Below are 23,195 nucleotides of genomic sequence, written 5' to 3'. Positions count from 1 at the left end.
AGGGTCGACGGGCCGAAGGCAATCATTGTTCGGTATCCTTCACGACGCTGCGGCGACGGGCCTGGCCCAGGGTGCTCTGACGCGCGCTGCCGGCTTCACGCAGCGCGGCTTGAGCCTGGTCGCGGCGGGTCTGTTGCAGTTGGTTGAGTGGCAGCAGCAACTGGGCGACGCTGGTGTCAGCGTTCAGCACGAGCTGCTCCAGCAAGCAGACGAACAGGCTGTCGAGCAGTTCGATGTAGGCACTGGCGTAACGCCCGGTGTCGTAGTCGTACACCACCAGCAGGCCTTCGCCGTCATCCACGACGTTGATCAGCAGGTCCACATCCGAAGCTTGCGGCTCCAGTTCCCGCTCGCTGATCGCCAGACCCGGCAAATGCAGGTCCTGCTGACGGGTGTTCTGCACCACCAGTTTGACCTGGAAGAACGGCGTATAGCGCGCATCCCGCTGCGGCAGCAGGTCGGCCACCAGGGCGTCGAACGGCAAGTCCTGATGGGCAAAGGCATCCAGCGCCACGCGGCGGGCATCGCTCAGCAACTGGTCGAACGTCTGCTGCGGCATGACGCGGCAGCGCAATACCAACTGGTTGACGAAGAAGCCGACCATGTCTTCGGTCTGTTGTTGATGACGGTTGGCGATGTCGGTGCCGACCAGCAGGTCTTCGCGTCCGGTTTGCTGATGCAGCAACACGTTTAGCGCGCTGTGCAGCAGCATGAACGGCGAGGCCTCGCGAGCCGTCGCCAAGTCGCCGATGGCCCGAGCCAAAGACGCCGGCAGGCGACTGCGATGACGCGCGCAACCACCGTGCTCACGGGTCTGAGCGCCCGGCAACAACAGCGGCGCCGGGCTGGCTTGCAACTGCTGGCGCCAGTAGGCCATTTGTTGTTGCCAGACCGGGCCCGGCAGGTGCGTGCGTTGCCACACGGCGAAGTCGGCGTATTGCAGGGCCGGGGTGTCGATGCGAGCAGCGGCGCTGCCGAAACCGATGTAGTCCGTGGCCAGTTGGTCCACCAGTTGTGCAATGGACCAGGCGTCCACCGCAATGTGATGCATGGCGATGGCCAGCACATGAGTCTGCGCGTCCAGTTGCAGTAACCGCGCACGAATCAATGGCGCCTGCGTCAGGTCGAACGGTTGGCCGAAGACCTCGGCCAATTGCGCCTGGATGGCCGGCTCCTGTTCGTGCGCCGGGACATGTTGCAGGTCGGTGACCGGCAAGGTAAACGCCTGCGCTGCTTCGATCCGCTGCCACGGTTCGCCATGATCGCTGTGCACGGTGCTGCGCAACACTTCATGGCGGGCGATCAGTTGTTCGAACGCCAGGCGCAAGGCTTCGACATTCAGCGCCCCGGTCAAGGTCAGGGCGAACGGAATGTTGAAACCGCTGGAGCCAGGGTTCAGCTGCTCAAGGAACCACAACCGCTGTTGGGCAAACGACAACGGCAGCGGTTGCGAACGGTCTGCCGCGGTGATCGCGGGCAGGGCCAAAGGTGCCGCCTGCAAGCGAGCGCTGTCGATGGTGCGGGCCAGGTTTTCCAGCACCGGGTGATCGAATACCGCACGCAACGGCAGGTCCACCGCGAGTTGGCTGCGAATCCGCGAGACCACCAGCGTTGCCAGCAACGAGTGTCCGCCGAGGGCGAAGAAGTTGTCGTCGGCACCGATTGCTGCCACGTTGAGTATCTGCGCCCAGATCGCGCCCAGTTGCTGTTCGGTGTCGCTGCTCAGCTGTCGTTGTTCGCTCAGGTCGTTGTTGTCCAGCGTTCGAGCCGTCAACCCTTTGCGGTCGACCTTGCCGTTGGCGTTCTGCGGCAACGCTTCCAGTTGTTGCCAATGCGCCGGCACCATGTACGACGGCAGGCGTTGGCTCAGCCATTCGCGCAGTTCGGCCACCGGGGTGTCGTCGCCGGTCCAGTAGGCGACCAGTTGCAGGTCGCCACGATGGTCAGCGTTGACGATCACGGCCACCGCTTGTACGGCGGGATGACGACCCAGGTGATCTTCGATTTCCCCCAGTTCGATGCGGTGCCCACGGATCTTCACCTGTTGGTCGCGGCGACCGAGGAACTCGATCACCCCGTCCGCACGCCAGCGCCCCAGGTCACCGGTGCGATAGAAACGCGCGCCGGGTTCGAACGGGTGCGCCACGAACGCGGCCTGGGTTTTCTCCGGATCGTTCAGGTAGCCACGACCGACACCGACACCACCGACGCAGATTTCCCCCGGTACGCCCACCGGCACCGGACGCAGTGCCGCGTCCATCAGGTACAGGTGGTTGTTGGCGGTTGGCCGGCCAATCGGCATGGCGTTGCCTCTTTCGCTCGGCACGCTGGTCAGCGGGTGGAAGGCCACATCGTCCGAGCACTCCGCCGGGCCATAGGCGTTCATCAACGGCACATGGGCAAAGCGACTCAGCCAGGCCTGGGCCAGCGCCGGTGGTAGGGCTTCGCCGGTCGGCAGCAGCCAACGCAGCGCAGACAGTTGCGTGTTGGTGCGGCCGAGGTCGAGCAGGGCGCGGATCATCGTCGGTACGGCTTCGAGCACCGACAGTTGTTGGTTCTCCAGTGCTTCCAACAGGCGCTCGGGATCGTGGGCGAGCACGTCCGGCAGGATATGCACGGTAGCGCCGAGGATCGGTGCGGCGAGGAACTGCCAGACCGAAATGTCGAACGCCGGGGAGGCGGTCTGGGCAATCCGGTCCGCGCTCGACAGGCCCAGCGTCGGCACCTTGCCGAAGATGTTGTTGAGCATGCCCCGTTGTTCGACCATGGCCCCTTTCGGCGTGCCGGTGGAGCCTGAGGTGAAGATTACATAGGCCAGATCATCAGGGCTGCCCGCCACGTTAAGTGGCGTTGCATCGCCCGCCAGCCACAGGGCTTCGGTGCGCAGGCGACTCGGGGTCGCGGAGCTGGCGGCCAGTGCCGGGTCGATGACCGAGTCGGCACTTTCGCTGGTCATCAGAATCTTCGCGCCGGACAGTTCGAGGATTTCGCTCAGGCGCTGTGGCGGATGCTTGATGTCCAGCGGCAGATAGGCCGCACCAGCCTTGAGCACGGCGATCATCATGCTCAGCAATGGCAGCCCACGTTCGGCGGCCAGAGCCACCAGCGTGTCGCGACCGGCGCCGGTTTCGATCAGCGCACGCGCGAGGCGATTCGAGCGCTGATCCAGTTCGGCGTAGCTCAGGCTGTCGGCGCCACACACGGCAGCGATGCGCTGCGGATCCTCCGCCACTTGCCGGGCGAACAGCTCGGCGTAGGTTTGATCCAGCGGGAAGTCGAGTTCACTGCGGTTCCAGTCCACCAACAGGGTCTGGCGTTCGTCCGGCGTCAGCAGCGACAGCGTTGCCAGTGGCGCGTCAGGCTGGGCGACCATCTGCGTGAGCAACTGACGCAGGTGGCCGAGCATGCGCTGCACGGTATCGGTGTCGAAACGTGCGGCGTCGTAGGTCAGGCGAATGCCCAGGCGGTCGCCAGGGTAGAGCACCACGGTCATCGGGTAGTTGGTGTGCACACGGTCTTCGTAGATGTCGACGTTGAAGTCGACCTGACGATCCGACAGACCGGCGTCGAAGGGTGCGTTTTCGAACACCACCAGGCTGTCGAACAGCGAGCGACCGTGCTCGATCTCACTCCAGCGTTGAATGTCCACCAGCGGCGCATGCTCGTAAGCGCGCAACTCGAAATTGTGGGCGAACAGCGCTTGCAGCCACGGCACCACAGTTTGCGAGTCGTCAACCTTGACCCGCAGCGGCAGGCTGTTGATGAACAGTCCGACGATATCTTCCACGCCCGGCAAATCGGTCGGACGTCCCGACACCGTGACGCCGAACAACACGTCGTCGCTGCCGCTGTAACGGGACAGCAGCAAGGCCCAGGCGCCCTGAATCCAGGTGTTTGGTGTGAGCTGGTGCTGTTGGCACAACGCGGTCAATGCGCGGGTGTCGGCAATTGACAGGGTGACGTCCAGGTTGGCCACCGCTTCGACCGCTTGCTCGGTCACGGCCGGGCGATCCACGACCAACGGCGTCGGTGCGCTGAAACCGGCCAGTTCGCGGGTCCAGAATTGTTCGGTGATGGACGTATCCTGGCATTGCAGCCAATGGATGTAGTTGCTGAACGACGGCAGCAGCGGACGGGCCGCAGGCTGGCCGAGCACCCGTGCCTGGTAGTGGGCGATCAGGTCCGCCATCAACAGGCCGAAGCACCAGGCGTCGGTCAGGATGTGGTGGAAACTGCGCACGATCAGGAACTCCTGATCGGCCACCTGGAATATCCGAAGGAAGGTCAGCGGCGGACGGCGCATGTCGAAACCCTGCCGGCATTCGGCGTCCAGCACGGCATCCAGTTGGCGCTGGCGGGTCGCTTCGTCGAGGTGACGCCAGTCGTACCAGGCGAATGCCGGGTCGGTGTCGTGGTAGACACATTGCAGCGCCGCCTTGCCGTCCTGCCACCAGAAACCGGTTCGCAGCATCGGGTGCCGGGCCAGTTGTTGTGCCCAGGCGTATTCGATGGCGCTGCGATCCAGTTCGCCATCCCAGCGATAACGTTGCTGCATCAGGTAAATGCCGCTGTTGGGACGCAGCAGGGTGTGCAGCAACATGCCTTCCTGCATCGGCGACAGAGGTAGCAAGTCGTCGATACCGGCCCAGTCAAAGTTCGCACCCAGGGCGGTGAGGTCGTGGCCGGCAGCACGGCACAGCGGGAACGCGTGGGCGCCCGGGATGGCTTGCTCGGCGTCGGCGGCCAACTGGTTTAGACGCTGTTCCAGCGCCTCGGCCCAGTGTTCGGCGCCTGGGCCACGGCAATCGATTTGCAGTTGACCGTGTTGCAGGCTGACGGACAGGGTCAGCCCGGTGGCATCGATTGGCGCGCTGGCGGCGATGACCTCGCCCAACGGCCCTTCAGGAGCCTGCCATTCGCCGGCCATGACGATATGCACGGTCGGCTGCGGCAGGCTCAGCAGCGGTTCGCGCAAGTAGTCGTTGTCGGCCAGGTAACGCAGCACACCGTAGTCGTCACCGGTGTGCGGGGCGGCGGCCAGTTGCGCATCGACCTGCGCGAGCAACTGCGCGGCGCTGGCGCCGGGTGTCACGCTCAGACGCAGGGGAACGGCGTGGCTCAGCGCGCCGATTACCATGGCCGGGTTGAAGTCGGTACGGCTCAAAGGACTGGTGAGCGGCAAACGTGCGCGCTCGCAGCGACCGCGATCCAGGGTTAGCCAGACGTTTTGTTCGGCACTTTGTTGCGCCAGTTCCGCAGCGATAGCGGTGGCCACCAGCGATGCCCACGGTGCGTGGCTGCGGCGTTGCAGCAGGTTCAGACGAGCGCTCAGTGGCGCCGAAATCTGCACGCGGGTTTCAGTCGCCACGTTGTTCTGCTGCGGGGTCGATGGCAGGGTTTCACCGGCGTATTGCAGCCAGTATTCCCAGGCCGATTCCAGCCCGTCCTCATCGCTGGCGTAGTTTTTCTGATGCTCGGCCCATTCATCCAGGTGCCCACCGTGACGCGGCAGTTCGATCGCACGATCGTATTGCGCCTGAGCCACGGCCAGCGCCAGGTCCGTCATCAGCAACGCCCAAGAGGCAGCGTCCAGACGCAGTGTATGGCTCACCAACAGCACGGCGTCGCCCTGTTCCGAAAGACAAGCGTGCCAGCCTTCGCCAGCAGCGTGATCCAGCGTGGCCAGGGTGGTTTCGGCCAGTTCGTTGAGTGCGTTCGAATCGTCGATGTTCAGTGGCTGACGGCTGGCGCTGACCGGTTTAGGCGTGGCGGGCAGGGTTTGCGCCCAAGTGCCGTCAGCCTGCCGGGCCAGGCCCAGTTGCAGCGCACGGTGTTGCTGTTGCAGGGCCAATACGGCGCGGTTCAACACTTCGAGGCTGATCGGCGCATTCAGCGCCACGCAACGCCAGTCCGCCGCCAATGGGCCGGCTTCGAGGCGGGCATGCTGACCCGGTGTCAGCGGTACATTGCGCGCAGCGCTGGACGTATCACGGCTGTAGTTTGCGCCTTGACTGATGACCGCAGAAATTTCGGCGATGGTGCGGTTTTCGAACAACTGCTTGGGCGTCAGCTTCATGCCGCGCTGGTGGGCGCGCGCGATGATTTGCAGGTTAAGAATCGAATCGCCGCCCAGGGCGAAGAAGTTGTCGTGAATACCCACACGCTCGACCCGCAACACATCCTGCCAGATTTCGGCGAAGGCGATTTCCACGGCATCGCGCGGGGCTTCGTAGTTGTCCTGGCTGGTTGGGGCGTCGGGCAATGGCAGGCGGGCGATGTCCGGTTTGCCGTTGGCGTTCAGCGGGATGGCATCCAGGGCGATGAAGTCCGCCGGCACCATGTAGTCCGGCACGCGCAGGGCCAGGTCATAACGTAGTTTGTCCGCGGACATCGAGGTGCTGGCCACCAGCCAGGCGATCAGGCGCGGTGTTTCGTTGGCCGGTTGCACGACACGGACCAGCACTTGCTGGATATTGCGCGACAGGCGTTTGATTTGCGCTTCGACTTCGCCCAGTTCAATGCGGTAGCCGCGTAGTTTGATCTGGTTGTCGACGCGCCCGAGGAACGCCAGTTCGCCGGATTCGAGCCAGCGTACACGGTCGCCGGTACGGTAGGCGCGGGGCAGGTCGGCGACGGCGGTGAAACGTGCGGCGGTTTGTGCAGGATCGCCCAGGTAGTCGAGGGCCAGTCCTTCGCCGCCGACCCACAGTTCCCCCGGCACACCAACCGGCACGGCGTGACCGTGGCTGTCGAGTACCCGCAGTTGCCGGTTCGGTTGCGGATGGCCCAGCGGTTGTACGCCGGCCAGTGGATGGTCGATGCGCGACAGGCAAATGCCCACGGCGCTTTCGGTCGGGCCGTAGTGGTTGTAGACCGCGAGTTCCGGGCGCAGCGCGCGGATAGTGTCCAGCAGCGAGCCTTGCAGCGCTTCGCCACCGAGCAACAAGGCACGGCGCGGGAGCAGGCCGGCGTCGGGGTGAGCGGCGAGCAGACCGTGCAGGTGGTTGGGCGTGAGCTTGACCAAGTCCGGGGCAAATTCGGCAAAGCACTGCGCCAGGGCATTCGGGTCGGCGCGGGTGTCGTCGTCCACCAACAGCAGGCAGCCACCGCTGACCAGCGCACCGAACAACTGGGTGTAACCGAGGTCCGCCGCCAGGGTCGACAGCAACGCATGGCGCCACGGTTGTTCCGGCTCGGCGCAACCCAGCTCTGCAAGAATGCCACTGACATAGGCGACGATGGCACGGTGGGACAGGCGTACGCCTTTTGGCGTGCCGGTGGAGCCAGAGGTGTAAATCACATAGGCGCAGGCCTGTTGATCTACCGCTGGCAGGTCGATGCCGGTGGCGCGGGCCGAGGCCTCGATCACTTGCGCCGCGGCGGTATCGAAGGTCGGCATGCCGATGATGAAGTCGACGTCGGCACTGGCCATCAGTGCACTCAGGCGCGAGGCTGGCTGACCCAGGTCCAGCGGCAGGAAGCAACCGCCGGCCTGCATCACCGCCAACAGCGCGACCACCGCGTCGTTGCAGCGTGGTAGGGCCAGCGCCACGCGATCACCGTGTTGCAGGCCGCGCTGGCGCAAGGCATTAGCCAGCCCGGTCGAGGCTTCAAGCAGTTCGCCGTAGCTCAAGGCGCCATGGGTGTCGCGCACGGCTTCACGTTCGGGATGGCGGCGAGCCTGGGCGGCGATCAGTTCGTGCAGCGGAGTATCAGGCAATTCGAGGGTCGCGCCGTTGCCCCAGGTCCGAGTCAGGCTCAGTTCCTGCGCCGGGCACAGCGGCACGTCGGCCAGCGGTCGATCGGCGTCGCGGCTCAGTTCTTCGAGCAGCACCACCAATTGCTCCAGCAGGCGGGCACCGGCAGCATCGGACAAGCGTTTGCGCTGATGCACCAGATGCAGGTGCAAGCTGTCGCCTTCCATCGACGCGATCAGCGACATCGGATAGTTGTTGCGCCCGCCGGTGTGGCGCGAAGGCGCGGTGTGTTCGGCGTCCGGCAGTCCGACGAGGCCATCGTCGATCTGATCCAGCTCCCGTGGGAACGGGAAGTTTTCAAACACCATGATCGCTTCGAACAGCTCGCCACCCGGCGGCAGCGCGGTCAATGCCCGCAGACTGGCCAGCGGTGTGTGTTCGTGTTCGCGCATTTCGGCGTTCCAGTCCTGGATGCCCGCCAGCCATTTGCCAACAGTCGGCGCATCGTCCCAGCGAACCCGCAACGGCAAGGTATTGATGAAAAGACCGACCATGCGCTCGACGCCGCTCAGGCGCTGTGGACGCCCGGCCACGGTGACGCCGATCAAGGCCTCGTCGCTACTGTTGTGGCGGCCCAGCAGGTAAGCGTAAGCCGCTTGCAGCAAGGTGTTGACGGTCAGGTTGTTATCTCGGGCGAAGCCGATAAGGCGAGCGGTCGTTGCCGCATCCAGCACATGCAGATGTTCGGCGCAGGGCAGGTGCGCCTCCACCGGGTCGGCGAGCAGACCGCGCGGGTCCGACTCGGGCACGCGGGTGGTGTTGGCGAAGTCCGCCAGGCGGCTGCGCCAGAACTCATCGGCGGATGGGCGTTCGCTGAGGTAAGCCACGTAATCCTGGAACGGTCGCACCGCTTCCAGCACCGCGTTTTGCCCGCGACGGGCCGCTCGATACAGATCGCGCCAGTCCGCCAGCAGCGAGCCGACGCTCCAGCCGTCGAGCAGCAAATGATGGTGGGTCCACAGTAACGACCAATGAGGTTGACCGTTTTGATCGTCCAGACGCGCCAGGGTCAGGCGCATCAGCGGTGCGGCGCCCAGTTCGAACGCTTGTGCGTGATCTTCCGCCGCCAGGGCTGCCAGCGCTTGCGGGTTACCGCGCAAGTCGACTTCGCGCAGCGGCAGATCGACTTCCTTGATGATGACCTGGTAGGCGTCATCCAGCTCTTCCCAGAGGAATGCCGTGCGCAACACCGCGTGGCGCTGCATCAGGGCCAGCCAGGCCTGACGGAAAGCGCCGAGATCGAGGTCACCGGCCAGGCCGATGCTCATTTGTTGGTAATAAACCCGGGATTCCGGCGCATAGGCCTCGTGGTACAGCAGACCTTTTTGCAGGGGCGTCAGCGAATAGATGTTTTCGATTTGGTCATGCATGGCAGCAGTGTTCAATCCAGAAAAACGTAGAGGCACGTGCGCCGCGAGCGGCGCACTCCGAAGTCAAATTCAGGGCGATGACGGGGCTCACTTCTTCGGCCCCAGGCGTTTGAGCAAGGTGTCGAGGGTCGCCTGGTTCATGCCTTTGGCCAGCGGGAAGTCCGACGGCATCAGCGCCCCGGCCTGCGGGTCGAGGCAATGCCCGACCAGCGCTTGCAGGTGTTCCAGCAAGCGGCCGGGCAAGCGGCTGTCGGCGCTCGGGGTGACGCTGTGCCATTCGACACGCAGCACACCGTCTTCCAGCCAGGCCACCACTTCACGGCCGTGGGTCACCCGGTTGGCAAACGCCACTTCCGGCGGTGGGGTCAGAGTGCTGGCGCGCAACCAGCCCTGTGGCGTTTGCTCATGCCCCAGGTAGTTGAACAACACATCGCCACGGGCCGGCGGCAACTCGCCGCGCTGACGCAGCAACCCGTGGCCGAGGCCCTGACCCGGCACGGCGCGCAAGGCTTCCTTGGCGTTGCGCACCCGATCGCCGGGGGCACCGCTTGCGTTCACGCGCAACGGGTACAGGGTGGTGAACCAACCGACGGTGCGGCTGACATCCAGGCCTTCGAACGGCGCATCGCGACCATGACGCTCCAGATCCACCACGATGTCGGCGCGGCTTTCGGCTTCCGCCAGGGTGGCGGCGAGGGCGGCGATCAGCAGTTCCTCCGGTTGTGTGCGGTAGGCGGCATGGGACTCGGTCAGCCATTGATGGGTACGGGCGGCGTCCCAACGGGCCGACAACGTCTGCCGCTCGGCGACCGTGGCCACCGGCGAGAGGTTCGCGGTGGTCTGAGCGCTCCAGTAGCGGTGTTCGGTGCCGACCGTGGCGGCATGGGCGTGCAGGTGCTCGGCCCATTGACGGTAGGACGTGGTTTTCGCCGGCAGACTCGGCTTCTCGCCACGTTCCAGCCCTTGATACAGCTGCTGGAAATCTTCCAGCAACGGCGTCCACGACACCGCGTCGACGACCAGGTGATGCGCGACCAGATACAAACGTTGCGGCTCGCCTTCCAGCAACGCAGCGGCGAACAGCGGGCCGTGTTGCAGGTCCAGGTTTTGCGCGATCTGTTGCAGTTGCCCCAGATGTTCGCAGCACGTCAATTGTGCAGGCTCAACCGGCGCGATATGCGCCTGCCATTGCCCGTCAACCTCGGTGAAGCGCAGGCGTAAAGCATCGTGGTGGGCGATCAGTCGGTCCAATGTCGCCTGCACGAGGTCCGGCAGCAGACGACGGTCGCTGTCGGCCAGCACCGACTGGTTCCAGTGCGCTGCCTGCGGCTGTTGTTGATCGAAGAACCACTGATGCAACGGCATCAGCGGCATCGCGCCGGTCACGTCACCTTGTTCGGCCAGGGTCAGTAGCGGGCTGGCCACCTGAGCCAGCGCCGCCGGGGTCGGCGAGCGGAACAGGTCTTTTGGCGTGAGCGAGTAACCCTGTTCACGCAGTCGCGAGATCAGCTTCAAACCGAGAATCGAGTCACCACCCAGGGCGAAGAAGCTGTCAGAAGTACCGACCTCGCGGCCGCCGGTCAAGGTTTCGCCGAGCAGTTCGCCGAACAACTGGCAGAGCAGGGTTTCCAGTTCGTTGCGCGGTGAGGCGTAGTCTTCCTGAGTCTGTGGCAATGGCAATGGCAATGGCAATGGCAATGGCAGGGCGGCCAAGGCCTTGCGGTCGATCTTGCCGTTGGTGGTCAGAGGCAGGGCCGGTACTTCGACCCATACCGCTGGCACCATGTAGGACGGCAATTCGGCGGTGAGTAGGGCGCCCAGCTCCGATTGCGTTGCGCTGCTGCTGTAGAACGCCACCAAGCGGTTGTCGATTACCAGGGTGCAGGCACCGGTAATGGCAGGCTGGTTCAGCAGCGCTGCATCGATTTCCCCCAGTTCGATCCGCTGACCGCGCAGTTTCACCTGATGGTCGAGACGCCCGAGGTACTCGATGTTGCCATCGGCAAGGAAGCGGCAACGGTCGCCGGTGCGGTACAGGCGATCACCGTCAATGAACGGGCTGGTGAGGAAGCGTTCCTCGGTCAGGTCCGGCCGTTTCAGGTAACCGCGAGCCACGCCGACACCGCCGATGTACAACTCGCCGATGCTGCCGATGGGCAGCGGCTGCAGGGCCTCGTCGAGGATATACAGGCGCAGGTTGGCGATCGGTTTGCCGATCGGCACGATCACATCGTCCACCGAGCAACGCCATACCGAGACGTCAATGGCCGCTTCGGTCGGGCCGTAGAGGTTGACCAGCGCCGCCGGGTGTTGCGTCATGAAACGCCGCACCAGATCCACCGGCAGCGCTTCGCCGCTGGCAAACACCTGACGCAGACTGCGGCAGTTGACCAGGCTTGGCTCTTCGACAAAGGCGCGCAGCATCGAGGGCACGAAGTGCAGGGTGGTGACCTGTTCTTGCTGGATCAATTGGCTGAGGTACGCCGGGTCGCGATGGCCGTCCGGACGGGCGACCACCAGCGTGGCGCCAGTGATCAGCGGCCAGAAGAACTCCCACACCGACACGTCGAAGTTGTACGGGGTTTTCTGCAAGACACGGTCGTTCGGGCCAATCGGGAAGGCGTCCTGCATCCAGTGCAGACGGTTCATCAAGGCGCCGTGTTCGTTCATCACGCCTTTCGGTTGGCCGGTGGAACCGGAGGTGTAAAGCACATAAGCCAAGTCGTTGGCGCTGACACTGATTGGTTCACCAACTTCAGCCTTTGGCAAAGCATCTAGCGTCCAGGCGTTGTGCCCGGCCGGCAGACGCGCCAGCCACTGCGGTTGAGTCAAGGTGACCTGGGCGTCGGCATCCGAAATCAGGAACGCCAAACGCGTAGCTGGCAACTCCGGATCCAGCGGCAACCACGCAGCACCGGCATGCACGATACCGAGCAACGCCACGACCATCTCCACGGAGCGCTCCATGCACACCGGAACGATGGCGCCGCTGCCGATGCCGGCAGCACGCAAGGCCCGGGCGACGGTTTGCGCACGCTGATCGAGCTCGGCGTAACTCAGGCGTTGGCCTTCGAACACCAGCGCCGGGGCGTTGGGACTCAGGGCGGCTTGTTGGCTCAAGGCCGTGTGCAGGTTGGTCGGGCCGCCGTAATGACGTTCGGTCGCATTCCAGCGATCCAGTTGCTGCTGATCCTGTTGTTGCGGGAACAGTTCGACCGGTGTCCGTGCCGGCGTTGCCACCAGCGCGTCCAGCAGGGCACACCATTGCGTGCTCCAGCGCTGCATCGTCGACTCGTCAAACAGCGCCGATTGGTACTCCAGCGCGAGGGTCATGTCGCTACCGTCGTCCTGGACTTCCCAGCTCTGTTCGAACTTGGCATCGATCACCGGCAGTCTCTGCTCTTCGATGTTCAGACCCGGCCATTGGCTGCTGTCCATGCGGCCATGGTTGAGGGAGAACATCACCTGGAACAGCGGCGTACGGTTCAGGTCGCGGCGCTGGGCCACGGCGCCGACCAAGGTGGCGAACGGCAGGTCGGCATGGGCCTGGGCCGCGCGCAGATCGGCTTCAAGGCTGGCGAGCAACTGCTCGGCCGGGGCCTGTTGGTCGACTTCGCTGCGGATCACCAGCGTATTCACCAGACACGCCAGCAGCGCCTGGGTTTGCGGCTGATCCCGTTGATCGGCCGGGGTGCCGAGGCGAATATCACGCTGACCGCTATAGCGCGCAAGCAAGGCGCTCAGGGCCGTGGTCAGCACGACATAGGTGGTGGTGCCGCGTTGACGGGCGAACTGACGGATCGCTTCAGCCCGCTGGGCACCGAGGCTGACAGTCAGTTGCCGGGCGCGACGATCCGCCTCGGCACCGCGTGGATGGTCAAGCGGCAGGTCGAGTTGGTAGTCGTTCTGGCCGAGGTGGTTTTTCCAGTAATCCAGGCTGTCACTGCGGCGAGCCTGGGTGTCCGGGTGCTGTTGCCACAGGGCGAAATCGACATAGTCGACGTCCAGCGCGGTCCAGGCCGGCGACTGCCCGTGCAGGGCGGCGCTGTAGGCCTGGGCCAGTTCATCGATCAGCAATTGCATCGCCCAACCGTCGGTGGCGCTGTGGTGCAGGCAAACCAGCAACAGGCTTTCGTCGCTGTCCTGACGTTGCAGCAGGTGCGCACGCCAAGGTGCGGCGGTGGCCAGATCGAACGGCATCATCAATTCAGCCTGAGCATTGGTGCAAGCCGCTACCCAGTCCTGTGTGGTGACCGAAGTGACCGCGAGCGCCGGGCCCTGATCGTCGATCAGCAACTGCGGCTCGCCCTGGACTTCGATGATGCGGCTGCGCAGCACCAGATGGCGCTCGCTGACCTGCTCGAACGCGTCACGCAAGGCCTGAACTTTAAGGTCGCCGCGCAAGGTCAGGGCGAACGGCATGTGGTATTCGCGGGAATCCGGCACCAGACGGCTGAGCATCCAGAAACGCTGCTGGGCCAAACCCAGCGGCAGTTGCGCCGGGCGCGGTTGTGCGGTGATCAGTTCGCCGGGCATCGCCGCTCGCAGATGACCGGCCAAAGCCGCCACCGTCGGTTGGGCGAATACCAGCGCCAGCGGCAGAGTGGCGCCGAGGCGTTCACGGACCCGAGCGACCAAACGGGTGGCCAGCAAGGAGTGGCCGCCGAGATGGAAGAAGTGATCGTCGATCCCCACCGACGGGCATTCCAGCACTTCGCTGAACAACTCGCAAAGCACCGTTTCTGTGGCGTTGCGCGGTGTTCTGCGTGGCTGGTCGCTTTTGGTTTCAGGCAATGACAAGGCGGTCAGTGTCTTGCGGTCGAGCTTGCCGTTGCTGTTGAGTGGCAGGCTGTCGAGTTGCACCAAGAGGCTTGGCAGCATGTGCGAGGGCAGGCTGTCGCTCAATGCTGCGCGCAGTGCAGCTTCTTCGGCGTCACCGCACCAGAAGCTCACCAGACGCTGATCAAGCAACAGCGTGGCAGCGTCGCGAACGCCGGCTTGCGCCAGCAGTTCGGCGTCGATTTCTCCCAGTTCGATCCGCTGACCGCGCAGTTTCACCTGATGGTCGAGACGCCCGAGGTACTCGATGTTGCCATCGGCAAGGAAGCGGCAACGGTCGCCGGTGCGGTACAGACGATCGCCGTCAATGAACGGGCTGGCGAGGAAACGTTCCTCGGTCAGGTCCGGACGTTTCAGGTAACCGCGAGCGACGCCGACCCCGCCGATGTACAACTCGCCGATGCTGCCAATCGGCAGCGGCTGCAGGGCCTCGTCGAGGATATACAGGCGCAGGTTGGCGATCGGTTGGCCGATCGGCACGATCAGGTCGTCCACCGAGCAACGCCATACCGACACGTCAATGGCCGCTTCGGTCGGACCATAAAGGTTGACCAGCGCCGCCGGGTGTTGCGTCATGAAACGCCGCACCAGATCCACCGGCAGCGCTTCGCCGCTGGCAAACACCTGACGCAGACTGCGGCAGTTGACCAGGCTTGGCTCTTCGACAAAGGCGCGCAGCATCGATGGCACGAAGTGCAGGGTGGTGACCTGTTCTTGCTGGATCAATTGGCTGAGGTACGCCGGGTCGCGATGGCCGTCCGGACGGGCGACCACCAGCGTGGCGCCAGTGATCAGCGGCCAGAAGAACTCCCACACCGACACGTCGAAGTTGTACGGGGTTTTCTGCAAGACACGGTCGTTCGGGCCAATCGGGAAGGCGTCCTGCATCCAGTGCAGACGGTTCATCAAGGCGCCGTGTTCGTTCATCACGCCTTTCGGTTGGCCGGTGGAACCGGAGGTGTAAAGCACATAAGCCAAGTCGTTGGCGCTGACACTGATTGGTTCACCAACTTCAGCCTTTGGCAAAGCATCTAGCGTCCAGGCGTTGTGCCCGGCCGGCAGACGCGCCAGCCACTGCGGTTGAGTCAAGGTGACCTGGGCGTCGGCATCCGCAATCAGGAACGCCAAACGCGCAGCCGGCAATTCCGGATCCAGCGGCAACCACGCCGCGCCGGCATGTACGATACCGAGCAAGGCCACGACCATTTCCACGGAGCGCTCCATGCACACCGGAACGATGGCGCCGCTGCCGATGCCGGCGGCGCGCAAGGCCCGGGCAACGGTTTGCGCGCGCTGATCCAGCTCGGCATAACTCAGGTGCTGGCCTTCGAACACCAGCGCCGGGGCGTTGGGACTCAGGGCGGCTTGTTGGCTCAGCGCCGTGTGCAGGTTGGCCGGGCCGCTGTAGTCACGCTCGGTAGCGTTCCACTCGACCAGTTGCCGTTGACGTTCTGGCACCGTCAACGGTGACCAGTCACCGAGGCGGGCCTGGGGAGCATCGAGCATTGTTTCGAGCAGTTGTTGCCATTGCGCCATCCAGCGTCGGGCCGTGGTTTCGCTGAACAGCGAGGCACGGTATTCCAGCAACACTGACAGCACCTCACCGTCATGCACTTCCCAGTTCAGGTCGAACTTGGTCGCCTGGGCGGTTACCGCTCGTTCGCGCACCTGCAATTGTGGCCAGTGGCTGGCCGACGAGTCGGCGTTCTGCATCACGAACAACACCTGGAACAACGGCGTCTGAGCGAGGCTACGCTCCGGCGCCAGGTGTTCAACGACCTGATCGAACGGCACGTCCTGATGCTGCTGCGCGTCCAATACGTTATTGCGCACCTGGCTCAGCAAGCCTTCGAAATCCAGCGCCGGATCGAGGTCGGCGCGCATCACCAGGGTGTTGACGAAGCAACCGATCAGCGGCTGCAACTCAGCCAGCGGACGCTGGGCGACCGGGCTGCCGACCCGCACGTCGCGCTGGTTGGCGTAACGTCCCAACAACAACTGCGCCGCACTGAGCATCAACATGTACAGGGTGGCGCCGCGTTGCTGGGCGAACTGCCGCAAGCGTCCCACTAGTTCTGGCGGCAGTTGCAGTTGTACCGCGCCGGCAACCGGGTCGAGCTGGTTTGGCCGCCCCTGTTCGGTGGGCAGGTCCAACAGATAATTGCCGTCTTCCAGTTGCGTGCGCCAGTACTCCAATTGACTGCGGAACAACGCCTGCTGCCCTGACTCACGCTGCCACAGCGCGTAATCCGGGTATTGCAGCGCCAGGTTCGGCAGTGTGGCGACGCTGTTCTGGCACTGGGCGGTGTAGAACTGTGCCAGTTCATCCAGCAGGTTCTGGCTGGAGGCATCGTCGGTGGCGCAGTGATGCACAGTCAGCAACAGCAACGCCTGGGCGCGGCCGTTGCGCTGTATCAGCGTGGCGCGGATCGGCACTTGGCTGGCAAGGTCGAAACGGTGCCCGGTTTCGGCGTGGATGGCCTCGTCGGTCAGCTGTTGCCAGATGTCGTCGGTGGCCGCGTCCAGTGCCGCCACGCGCAAGGTGAGGTTGACCTGTGGTTCGATGATCAGCGCCAACTCGCCATTGGTCTCACGCACAATGCGGCTGCGCAGGATTTCGTGGCGTTGAACCACGCTGTTCAGGGCCGACTGCAAGGCCTGGGTGTTCAGCTCGCCGTCGAACTGCACGGCGCTGACCACGTTGTATTCGCCACCGCCAGCACTCAATTGTTCGAGGAACCACAAGCGTTGCTGTTCGAACGACAACGGCAAACGGGCGGGACGTGCGACCGGGGTGAATGTCGCCTCGGGGGCTTGCAGCGGCTCACCCAACAGGGCGGCCAGCGCGTCAAGGGCCGAATGTTCAAACACCGCACGCAGCGGCGGAACCGTGGCGAACTGTTGGCGCAGACGGGCAAACAGCACCGCCGCCAGCAACGAATGACCGCCGAGGTAGAAGAAGTGACTGTCACGGCCGATCTGGGTCAGCGGCACGTTCAGCAGCTCGGACCACAGAGTGGCGAGTTGCTGTTCGGCGACGGTGCGCGGCGGGTCCTGGGCGTCGGGTTCAGCCTGAATGTCCGGGGCAGGCAGGGCCTTGCGGTTGAGTTTGCCGTTGTCGGTCAGCGGCAACTCATCGAGCAGCACAAACGCTGACGGCACCATGTAGTCGGGCAGGGCGGCGCCGATGGTTTTGCGCCAGGCGTTGATGTCGGCCTGCTGGTCGCAGGTGACGTAAGCCACCAGACGCTTGTCGCCGGGCACGTCTTCACGGGCCAGCACCACCGCCTGACGCACACCCGGTTGGGCGCCGATCAAGGCTTCGATTTCACCCAGCTCGACGCGGAAACCACGGATTTTCACCTGATGGTCCATGCGCCCCAGGTATTCGAGCTGACCGTCGGGCAGCCAACGCACCAGGTCGCCGGACTTGTACATCCGTGCACCCGCCAGCGGCGAGAACGGGTCTTCGATGAACACCTTCGCGGTCTGTTCGGCACGGTTGAGGTAGCCCAGGGTGACGCCGGCACCGCCGATGTGCAGTTCTCCCGGCACGCCGACCGGCATCGGGTTGAGGAAGGCATCGAGCACGTAAGTGCGCACGTTGGCTATCGGCCGCCCGATGATCGGACGCTGCGGGTAATCGTCGACGGCGCAACCGGTCGCATCAACGGTGCATTCGGTCGGGCCGTAGGTGTTGAAGAATCGGCTGCCGGCAATCGATGGCAGACGCTGCCAAAGCTGTGCATCCACCGCGTCACCACCAAACAGCACGAAGCGCGGCAAATACACTTCGCCGCGGCGCACGCCGTCGCTTTCGAGCAAGGCCTTGAGCTGTGCCGGGGTGCATTCGAAGGCTTCCAGGCGGGTTTCACGGAAAAACTGCGCCAGGGCCTCGGGGTCGTAGCGCACGTCTTCCGGGGTCAGGTACAGACTGTGACCGTCGAGCAGCAAGATGAGCTCGGCCACCGAACTGTCGAAGGCAAACGAGTAGTTGAAACTGGTGCGCATCGGCTGATCGGTATAGCGGCGATACAAGCCATGAATGCGCGCCCAGGCCAGGTTGACCACCGAGCCGTTGGTGACCAGTGTTCCCTTGGGCTTACCGGTCGAGCCGGAGGTGTACATGATGTAGGCCAGGTCATCGGGACCGGCCAGCGGCATGAGGTTGCCGTCCGGCTGATCGGCGAACAGGGCTGCGTCGGTGTCCAGGCGCAGACGCGGCAGTTCGGAACCCAGCTGTTCCAGCAAGCCCAGCTGGCCGAGGAACAACGCGGGTTGCGCGTCTTCAAGCATGTACGCCAGACGATCCACCGGGTAGGTCGGGTCCAGCGGCACGTAGGCGCCACCCGCTTTGAGAATGCCCAGCAGGCCGACCAACAATTCCAGCGAACGCTCGACACACAGCGCCACCGGGCGATTGGCGACCACGCCGCGACCACGCAGGTAATGCGCCACCTGATTGGCCCGACGGTTCAGTTCGCTGTAGCTCAGGCTACGACCTTCGAAGCACAACGCATCGCGATCCGGGGTGCGCTCGGCCTGCTGTTCAAACAGCTGGGCGAAGGTCAGGTGCTGCGGCACCTCCATCTCGGTGCGGTTCCACTCGACCACGGTGCGCTGCCATTCCGCCGCCATCAGCAGCGGCAGGGCGGCCACCGGGCGTTGCGGTTCGGCGAGCATTTGCTCGAGCAAGTGCTCCAGGCGGGCGAGGGTCTGACGGGCGCTGTCGGCGGCGAACAGGTCGAGGGCGAACATCAGCTCCAGCTGAATCGGCGCATTAGCCGGGCACAGCACATGCAAATCCAGATCGCATTCGGACTGCTTGAGCGGGGTGTCGAGGGCTTCGAACTCCAGCCCCGGGAAGCGCAAACGCGATTCCATGGCCAATTGCTGCGCGACCATCACTTGATACAGCGGCGCATGGCTGAGGCTGCGTGGCAGTTGCAGGCTGTCAACCAGTTGCTCGAACGGCAGGTCTTGATGCTGCAAGCCCTCGCGCAGACGTTTGGCCACCTGGCCCACCAGTGCGGTGAAATCCGCTTGTGGTTCAAAGTCGGCACGGATGGCCAGGTTGTTCAGCAAAATGCCGAGCAGGCCTTCGGTGCCCGGTTGTTCGCGGTGGGTGACCGGGGTGCCGATCAGCACCGTGGCATCGCCACTCAAACGGTGCATCAGCACAGCGAAACCGGCGAACAATACGGTGAACGGTGTGGTGCCCAGGCGACTGGCGAAGGCTTGCACCCGGCCGCTGAGCTCGGCACTGAGTTCACGCTGCACGATGCCGGCGCGGTAGGTTTGCACCGAAGGCCGCGGATAGTCGGTGGGTAAGGCCAGCAACGGACTGCCTTCGCTGTTGCGACGATCCAGCGTGGTGGTCCAGTAATCGAGTTGACGCTTGAGTTCGGTGCCTTGCAGGTGTTCGCGCTGCCACAGGGCGAAGTCGGCGTATTGCACCGGCAAGGCCGGCAGTTGGGCGGGTGCACCGTTGCAACGGGCTTCGTAACCCAAGGCCAGCTCGCGCAGGGCGATGGTCGCCGACCACGCGTCCGAGACCAGGTGATGCAGGGCGATGCCCAGCACATGTTCACCCGGTGCCACACGTAGCAGTCGAGCACGCAGCAACGGCGGCGAGGTCAGGTCGAACGGTTGCTCAAAGGTTTCTTGCAGGGCATTGAACTGTGCCCCTGCGCGTGCGGTGGCACCCAGACCCGACAAATCATCGAACGGCAACGCAATGTTCAGCGATTTGCTGATGTGCTGGCTGGGCACGCCGTCGGTGCTGCGGATGCCGGTGCGCAGGATTTCATGACGCACCAGCAAGTCATTCAGGCTGGCGTGCAGCGCCGCGACGTTGAGTTCACCTTTGAGGTGCAGGGCGAACGGAATGTTGAACAGCGTCGTGCCGGGCGTCAGTTGCTCGATGAACCACAGGCGCTGTTGCGAGAACGACAGCGGCAGTAGCGCCGGGCGCACCTGGGCTTTAGGCACGCTGATCGCGGCGGCTTGCGGTGCGGCAGCGTCAGCCTGACGCGCAGCGATGGCGACAGCCAGCAGCGCCACCGTCGGTTGTTCGAACAGCACCCGCAACGGCAGGTCGAGTTTGAAATGGGTGCGCAAGCGCGCAACGATCTGGGTGGCCAGCAGCGAGTGGCCGCCGAGGGAGAAGAAGTTGTCTTCCACGCCGACCGTGTCGCGACCCAGAACCTCAGCCCAGATCTTCGCCACGGCGGTTTCCAGCTCGTTGCGTGGGGCGATGCTTTCCTGGGTATCGGCCTGCCAGTTCAGTTCCTGGGCGGCCAGGGCCTTGCGATCGACCTTACCGTTGTTGTTGAGGGGCAAGCGCTCCAGGCACACGAACGCGGCCGGCACCATGTACGGCGGCAGTTGCGCGCGCAGGTGTTCGTTGAGCCCCTCGCTGCCCAAGGTGTCGTCGTGGGCCGACCAATAGGCCACGAGCCAGGCTTCGCCAACAGTGTTTTCGCGCAGCAGCACGGCGGCTTCGCGCACGTTTGGGTGCTGGGCCAGACGGTGTTCGATTTCGGTCAGTTCGATGCGGTGTCCGCGCAGCTTGACCTGCTGGTCGCGTCGGCCGAGGTATTCGATCACGCCATCGGCGCGCCAGCGCCCCAGGTCGCCGGTGCGGTACACGCGACCTTCAAGCTGAGGGTGGTCGATGAACGCGTCAGCGGTGCGCTGCGGATCGTGCAGGTAGCCACGACCGACGCCGACGCCACCGACACAGATTTCCCCGGCAACGCCCACCGGCACTGGCCGCAGGGCTTCGTCCAGCACGTACAAGCAGTTGTTGGCGGTTGGTTGGCCGATGGGCATGTGGCTGACGTTGGCGTCCGGCGCTTCGAAGATTGGCTGGAAGGCCACGTCGTCGGCGCATTCGGCCGGACCGTAGGCGTTCATCAAGGCAATGTCGGGGAAGCGTGCAAACCAGTCCCGGGCCACGGTCGGCGGCAGGGCTTCACCGGTGGGCAGCACCCAGCGCAGGTCGGGCAATTGCAGGTCGCACGGGCACAGCGCAAGCAGCGTGCGCATCAGGCTCGGGACAATTTCCAGCACGCTCAGGCGGTCGCTGGCGAGTACTTGCAGCAGACGCTGCGGGTCGTGCGCCACCTCGTCCGGCAGGATCTGCACCGTGGCACCCAATACCGGCGCAGCGAGGAATTGCCACACCGAAATGTCGAAGGCCACCGAAGCGGTCTGCGCAATCCGGTCTTCGGCATTCAGCCCCAGGGCCGGCACTTTGCCGAAGATGTTATTGAGCATGCCTCGTTGTTCGATCATCACGCCTTTGGGCGTACCGGTCGAACCCGAGGTGAACAGCACGTAGGCCAGGCTGTCCGGGCCACCGAGCAACGGCAGCGGCGCATCGCTGCCGGACTTCCAGCAGGCTTCGGCGAGCAGCGCGTTTGGTGCCTGATCGAGGCCGCTGAGCAACTGATCGACCAGACCGCTGCAATCTTCGCTGGCCACCAGCAACGGTGCGCGGGACAGGCTGAGGATTTCCCGCAGGCGCTCGGGCGGGTGATTGACTTCAAGCGGCAGCATCGCGGCGCCGACCTTGAACACGGCAATCATCATCGTCAACAGCGCCAGGCCACGAGGGGCCACCAGCGCGACCAGTTGATCTTCAACGGCACCAGCCTCGCGCAATGCGTGGGCCAGGCGCGTGGCGCGCCGATCCAGCTCGTCGTAGGTCAGGGATTCACCGTCGCAGGTCGCAGCAATCTGCCCGCCGCGTTGGGCGACCTGCGCGGCAAACAGTTCGGCGTAACTTTGATCCAGCGGGAAGTCGTGCGGGTTGACCGCCCACTCACCCAGCAGTTGCTGACGCTCATCAGCGGCCAGCAGTTCGAAACTGCCCAGCAGCGCATCCGGTGCGGCAAGCATGCCGCGCACCAGGCTGGCGATGTGGCCCAGCAAGCGCTGCACGGTCAGTGCCTCGAAACGCTCGCGGTCGTAGGACACCCGAATGCCTAGCTGCTCGCCGGGCAGGATCACCACGGTCAAGCCATAGTGGGTGTGCACGCTGTGGTCCATGCCTTCGAGGCTGAACTGGAAACCACCTTCCAGAATCTGCTCGTCGATCGGGGCGTTTTCGAATACCAGGATGCTGTCGAACAGGGTTTCGCCCCGGGGGAAATCGCTCCAGCCTTGAATGTCGGTCAGGGGCGTGTGCTCAAAGTCGCGCATGTCGACGTTCAGCCCTTGCAGCGCGCTCAGCCAACTGCCCAGCGACACCTGCGGGTCCACCGACACCTGCAGCGGCAAGGTGTTGATGAACAGACCGATCATCTCGGCCACCCCGGTCAGCTCCGCCGGACGACCGGCGACGGTGACGCCGAACAGCACGTCCCGTTGACCGCTGTAACGTGACAGCAACAGCGACCAAACGCCTTGGAAGAAGGTGTTCGGCGTGATCCGGCGGCTACGGCAGAACGCCGCCAGCGCCTGGGTTTCCGTTTCGGTCAGGTGAATCAGCTGATCGTCCACCAGCACCGCGTCGGTGTAGCGGTCGCGGGCCACGCCGTTGTCCACGGTCAGTGGCGTCGGTGCATTGAGGCCTTGCAACTGGCCGCGCCAGAACTGCTCGGCCTTGCCGGCGTCCTGACGTTGCAGCCACTGGATGTAATCGCGAAACGGTCGCGGGCTCTTGAGCTCCGGGGTGCGGTCGTTGCACAGCGCTTCATAGACTTTGAGGAAGTCCACGGTCACCAGGGAAATGCACCAGGCGTCCATCAGGATGTGGTGGAAGCTGCGAATGAATTCGTAGGATTCATCGGCCAGTCGCACCAGGCGGAAGCGAATCAGCGGCGGCTTCGACAGGTTGAAGCCGACTTTCTGCTCGTCTTCCAACAACGTGCGGATCCGCGCTTCCTGTTCGTGCGGGGCGAGTCCGCGCAGGTCAAGGGTGTCCAGCGGCACCTTGACGTCGCGGTGGATCACTTGCACCGGTTGTTTCTGGGTTTTCCACTGAAAACTGGCGCGCAGAGACGGGTGCAGCGCCACCACCTGGCGCCAGGACTCAAGGAACGCCACTTCATCAATGGCACCGCCGATGCGGTAGCGATCCTGCATCAGGTACACGCCGGAATCTTCGTGCAGCAGGGAGTGGAACAGCATCCCTTGCTGCAACGGCGACAGCGGGTAGATGTCTTCAATCGGATTGGTGGTGGTTTTTTCGGTGGTCATTGAAAGCGTCCTGCAAAAAAAG

The 23,195-nt window shown here is 64.2% G+C and carries 2 protein-coding genes; both read right to left on the bottom strand.

Translation table 11 applies throughout. The features are described 5' to 3' along the window. Positions 1–22: 22 nt before the first annotated feature. On the bottom strand, positions 23–9,127 hold the full coding sequence (locus tag ACMXYH_RS20310; RefSeq protein WP_415764671.1) for an amino acid adenylation domain-containing protein: 9,105 nt from the start codon (positions 9,125–9,127) through the stop codon (positions 23–25). An 87-nt stretch (positions 9,128–9,214) separates the two neighbouring features. Next, positions 9,215–23,173, bottom strand: coding sequence for a non-ribosomal peptide synthase/polyketide synthase (locus ACMXYH_RS20305; RefSeq protein ID WP_415764670.1), 13,959 nt, complete (start codon positions 23,171–23,173; stop codon positions 9,215–9,217). Positions 23,174–23,195 lie beyond the last annotated feature (22 nt).

Source organism: Pseudomonas frigoris, assembly GCF_047758635.1.
Lineage (GTDB): Bacteria > Pseudomonadota > Gammaproteobacteria > Pseudomonadales > Pseudomonadaceae > Aquipseudomonas > Aquipseudomonas frigoris.
The sequence above is the reverse complement of the archived record's forward strand: the minus strand, read 5'-3'. Positions and strand labels throughout refer to the sequence as shown.